We start from the raw sequence: 5713 nt of genomic DNA on the forward strand, positions 1-5713 counted from the left end.
CGCCCACGGCGATCATCAGGTTCTGGAGGGGGAAGGCCAGGGAGACGGCGTTCAGCGCGTCCTGGCTGATCTGGGCGACGAAGATGCTGTCCACCACGTTGTAGAGGGCCTGGACCAGCATGGAGATCATCATCGGTACGGCCATGCCCGCCAGGAGGGGGGCGATGGGCATGGTGCCCATCTTGTTCTCCTGCGGGGCCGCGCCGGGAGCGGGCGTTTGCATTTCGTTATCTTTCATCTCTAGTATCCTTTCTGTATATGCGAGGGCCTGCGGAAAAAGGACGCGGCTCTACGGCCGCGCCTTTTGGGGAGGCTGGGGGCAGGGGCCGCGCCCGGCCCCTCCGGGAGGCGGGAGGGGCGGACGGGGCCGTCTTTGCGGCGGGACGCGCGGCCAGGAGGCCCGATGCTCCGGCCGCCCGGGGCGGCGGAGGAGGAGGGCGGGAGGGGGACGGGCCCCCGCTTCACTTCTTGAGCTCCCCGGTGGCGAGCTGGGTCAGGTAGGCGTTCAGGAACCCGTCCAGGTCGCCGTCCATGACGCCGTCGATGTTCGCGGTCTCGAAGCTGGTGCGGGTGTCCTTCACCATCTGATAGGGCATGAAGACGTAGGAGCGGATCTGACTGCCCCACTCGATCTTCATCTGCACGCCCTTGATGTCGGAGATCTTCTCCGCGTGCTGCTGGGCCTTCAGCTCCAGGAGCTTGGCCCGGAGCATCTTCATGCAGTTGTCCTTGTTTTGGAACTGGCTGCGCTCCTGCTGGCTGGCCACCACGATGCCCGTGGGCTTGTGGATCAGCCGCACGGCGGAGGAGGTCTTGTTGACGTGCTGTCCGCCCGCGCCGCTGGCCCGGTAGACCTGCATCTCGATGTCCTCGTCCCGGATCTCGATGGTCTCGTCGTTCTCCAGCTCCGGCATGACCTCCACGGCGGCGAAGGAGGTCTGGCGCCGGGCGTTGGCGTCGAAGGGGGAGACCCGGACCAGGCGGTGGACGCCGTTCTCGCTCTTCAGCAGGCCGTAGGCGTTCTCGCCCTCGATGGAGATGGCGGCCGACTTGATGCCCGCCTCGTCGCCGTCCTCGTAGTCCAGGATCTTATAGGTGAAGCCCTTGCGCTCCACCCAGCGGGTGTACATGCGGTAGAGCATCTGGGCCCAGTCCTGGGCCTCGGTGCCGCCGGCCCCGGCGTGGAACTGGAGGATGGCGTTGCAGCCGTCGTACTCCCCGGAGAGGAGGGTCGCCATGCGGGTCTCGGCGGTCCGGTCCTCCAGGGCGGCGTACTCGTTTTTCAGCTCCTCCAAGATCTCCTCGTCCTCGGCCTCCTGGCCCATCTCGCACAGGGCGGTCAGGTCCTCCCAGGCGGAGAGGAGCTTCTCCTGCCGGGCGATCTTGTTCTGGAGCTGCTTGAGCCGCTGCTGGACCTTCTGGGAACGGTCCAGGTCGTTCCAGAACCCGTCCTGGGCGGTCTCGTCCTCCAGGCGGGCGGCCTCCTGCCGGGCGGCCTCGATGTCCAGGGCGGCGGACAGCTTGTCCAGCTCCGGCCGCAGGTCCCGGAGCTTTTGTTTATAAGCGTCGTATTCGATCAAAGCCATGGTGTGCTCCTCTCATCCTTTCGATCTTCATCAGCCATAGTATTATATCGGAGGGAGATTTATTTGTAAAGAGGGACCTTCCACAAACTTTCCGGGGCAGTCCGGGGCGCGGTCTTTGTCAGGATATGATACCAAAATGTTGCCGCTTGTTCACAGTTTGTTCATGATTATAGCGGGTGTTTCCGTTATGTTATAGAGAGCAGGATCATGTTTTTCGTACGATCCGATCTGCGGCAGGCATGGAGGTAGATTTATGAACAGACTTTGGAAGAGACGGATCCCGGCGTTGCTACTGACGCTGGTGATGTTGGCGAGCCTCGCGCCCGCCGCTTTGGCAGTAGAAGGGGAAGCGGACGAGAAAAAGTGGAAGTCCGATGACGAGTATCATTGGACCGACGCCGGGGGCGGGGTCAAGAACGACTATGAGCCCCATGATTTCGGCAAGGCCATCTACATCGACACCGCCGCCACCTGCCATACGCCCGGCAAGGGGCACAAGATCTGTGAGGTCTGCGGGCAGAAGGTAGAGGTCACCCTCCCGGCGGATCCCGGCCTCCATGTGAGGGATACGTCCCACTACGACCACAACGCCACCCATCATTGGCAGGCGTGCGTGAACACAGGCTGCGGCTATCACTTCGAGGAGAAGGTCCACACCGCGCCCGCCGGGTACACCAGCACCTCCACCAGCACGACCCACTGGCAGACCTGCTCGGTGTGCGGCGCGAAGTTCAACGAGGAGATCCACAGCTTCGTCCAGGGCGTGTGCACCAAGTGCGGCCGCGCGGAGGACCGTGACAGCCCCTCCTCCCCTTCTTCCTCTAAGGAGATCGTCCTCCGGGTCGCTCCCGGCGGCGGGGCGGACCTCAGGCCCTCCCGTTTCCAGGAGGTCTATCGGGAGCTCACCGACGGCGAGGGCAGCCTGCGCTACGTCGCCTTCCGCGCCGGGGACCGCTACGACGATTTCGACGGCGCGCTTTACAGCGGGGACCGCCGCCTGGACGGGGACGACCTGGACGAATGGGAGTTCTACATCAGCGACGAGCGCTACGGCAAGTATGCCCTGGACACCCTCCGCTTCGAGGCGTCCCGCCGGGCCGAGGTGGGGGACGAGCTGACCATGACCGTCTACCTTTACGACCGCTACGGCGACCGGGAGGAGGCCACCTTCCGCGTCACCGTCACCAAGGACGGCAAGCAGGACGGCGAAGTGCTCTACTACGCGGCCCCCGGCGGCTCCGTCGCCTTCAACCGCAGCGATTTCGACAAGGTCTATCGGGATCTGACGGGCAACAAGGGGACCATCGAATACGTGACCTTCGACCCCGACGATGATTACACCTCCTTCTCCGGCAAGATCGGCGTCTCGGGCCGCACGGACTACACCAAGCGGGAGCTGGGCGACGAGCGGTTCTATTACACCGGCGGCGGACGGGACACCTATACCATCGACGAGCTGGTCTTCCGGGCCTCCGGCAACGCGAAGGACGAGGACGAGCTGGAGATCCCCTTCACGGCCTATTACGAGCGGGACGACTATGCCAAGGGCATCCTGCGCATCGTCATCGACAAGGACGGCCCCAAGGACACCGTGTCCCTGGACGTGGCCCCCGGCGCCACCGCCCGGCTGGACAAGACCGCCTTCAACAAGGTCTATCAGACCCTCTCCGGCAACACGAAGCGGACCATCAGCGCCGTGTCCTTCTCCGCGCCGGAGAGCTACCGGAAGTTCGACGGCGTGCTGTACGTGGGCAAGACCGATTTGAGCCAGTCGGACCTGAGCCACAGCGAGACCTGGTTCTATTACAGCAGCAGGAGCGACGGCGACTACGCCCTGGAGGACATGACCTTCCAGGCGGACCGGGACGCCAGGGAGGGCAGCTCCATCGCCATCCCCTTCCGGGCCTATTACAACGGCAGCGAGGACGACTATGAGGAGGGCACCCTGCGGATCACCATCACCTCCTCCGCCAGCACCATCACCTATGAGGCGGCCCCCGGCGGCGCCGCGGCCTTCAGCGCCGAGGCCTTCGACCAGGCCTGCCGCGCCATGTCCAACAGCAGCCGGCCCATCCGCTATGTCGTGTTCGAGGCCGACAGCGCCTATACCGACTTCGCCGGGAGCATCTACGCCGGCAATACCCCGCTGACCCGGAACGACCTCAGCTACAGCCAGACGCAGTTCTATTACAGCGATACCGGCTACAACGCCGGCTACCGGGCCTACGCCCTGAGCAGCCTCTCCTTCCGGGCCGACAGCTCCGCCAAGGACCAGAGCACCCTCTCCATCCCCTTCCGGGCCTACTATGACAACGGGAGCTACGAGCAGGGCACGCTGAAGCTGGTGGTCAGCACCAGCGCCGGCGGCGACATCGCCTATACCGTCACCCCCGGCAAGACCGTGAACTTCGACCGGGTGAAGTTCGACGACTTCTTCCGCAAGAGCTACAGCAGCTCCAGCCTGGACTACGTGGTCTTCGACACGCCCAGCACCACGGAGTTCCCGGATTCCTGCGGCACCCTCTACACCGGCTATAACACCAGCTATTCCGTCTCCTTCAGCCGCAGCAGCCTGCGGGGCGTCCGCTTCTACTACAACGCCAGCGACGCACTCCGGGGGGACTACGCCCTCAACGACATGACCTTCGCCGCCGCCAACTCCTTCACCAGCGGCAAGGTGACCCTGCGCTTTACGGCCTACGGCACCAACGAGCGCTCCGTGGAGGGCACCCTGGTCATCACCCCGGTGACGGCCTCCGTCACCTCCGGCGTCGTGGGCAGCGTGCGCTACGCCGTCGCCACCGGCACGAGCGTCCAGATCAACGCCAACGACCTGGCCCAGTTCTACAAGAAGACCTACCCCTCCGGGAGCCTGCAGTATGTGGTCCTGAACGACGTGCCCGCCACGGGCAGCCTGTACTACAACTACTACAGCACCAGCAGCCACGGCTCCCCCACGCGGGAGCAGGTCACCGCCTCCAACCGGAGCCGGAACTTCTACATGAGCCCCGCCTCCGCCGCGGAGTACGCCCTGACGGAGCTGACCTATGTGCCCTCCGGGTCCAACTACTGCGCCAGCATCCCCTTCACGGCCTACGGCACCGGCGGGCAGTCCGTCACCGGGGCCATCCTGATCAGCGTCACCAACAAGACCGTCTCGGAGGTCTACGGCCCGACGCCCAAGAACACGCCCGTCAACTTCCCGGCGGCCTCCATGACCGCCGCCGTGTCCGCCGCCACCGGCACCGTGCCCAGCGGCATCCAACTGCTCAGCCTCCCCGCCGCCAACGTGGGCGCGGTCTATGTAGGCGCCACCGGCACGGCCCCCGCCAACACCACCACGGTCTACAGCTGCACCGGCACCGGGAGCCAGCTGCTGAGCCAGCTGCGCTTCGTCCCCCAGACCGGCTACACCGGCCCGGTGGAGATCCCCTACGTGGCGCTGAGCGCCGGCAACGTCCCCATCGCCTCCGGCGTGTTCTCCATGGGCGTGCTGAACACCAACAAGAGGTTCACGGACATCAGCGCCTCCACCTGGTGCTATAAGTACGTCACGGAGCTGGCGGACGCCTCCGTCATCGGCGGGTATGGCGACGGGAGCTTCCGGCCCGACAGCACCATCACCTACGGTGCGGCGCTGAAGCTCATCATGCTGGCCGCCGGTTATCCCGAGCAGGCCCCCACCGTCCGGGGCAGCACCTTCAGCGGCTACCTCACCAAGGCCCAGTCCGAGGGGCTGATCACCCGGAGCAACGTGGACCTGTCCGGGACCATCACCCGCCTCCAGGTGGCCCAGCTGGCCGCCGGGGCCCTGAAGCTGGATATCAACAACCTCTCCAGTGTGAAGCCCTTCACCGACACCGCTGACGTGTACGTCCAGGCGCTGAACGCCGCGGGCATCGTCGGGGGCTACTTCAACAACGGCGTCAGCACGTTCCGTCCCTCCAACACCCTGACCCGCGGGCAGGTCTCCGCCATCGTTTGGCGGATGCAGAACTACCGCAGGCAGGCTTAGACCGGACCGGCGAGAGGGGCCGCCCAGCGGGCGGCCCCTCTCCTTGTGAAAAAAGGAGGAGGGCCGATCCGACGGGAAGGGAGAGTGTGTGCGGGAGACCCAGGAAGGGTCT

Annotated in this window: 3 protein-coding genes; 1 reads left to right on the forward strand and 2 read right to left on the reverse strand. The window is 65.2% G+C overall.

Annotation, left to right across the window (positions count from 1 at the left end):
- The coding region (locus QZ332_RS12885; protein ID WP_295766151.1) for an MATE family efflux transporter at positions 1-238 on the reverse strand (238 nt) is incomplete at its 3' end.
- 223 nt (positions 239-461) lie between these two features.
- A complete protein-coding gene (gene prfB / locus QZ332_RS12890) occupies positions 462-1586 on the reverse strand; it encodes a peptide chain release factor 2 (RefSeq protein ID WP_295766153.1) in 1125 nt (374 codons plus the stop codon).
- A gap of 253 nt (positions 1587-1839) precedes the next feature.
- Here prfB and QZ332_RS12895 point away from each other — a divergent pair, with 253 nt between their 5' ends.
- A complete protein-coding gene (locus QZ332_RS12895; protein ID WP_295766155.1) occupies positions 1840-5601 on the forward strand; it encodes an S-layer homology domain-containing protein in 3762 nt (1253 codons plus the stop codon).
- Positions 5602-5713: the final 112 nt, after the last annotated feature.

The organism is uncultured Oscillibacter sp., assembly GCF_910584465.1.
In the GTDB taxonomy this organism is placed as follows: Bacteria; Bacillota; Clostridia; order Oscillospirales; family Oscillospiraceae; genus Oscillibacter.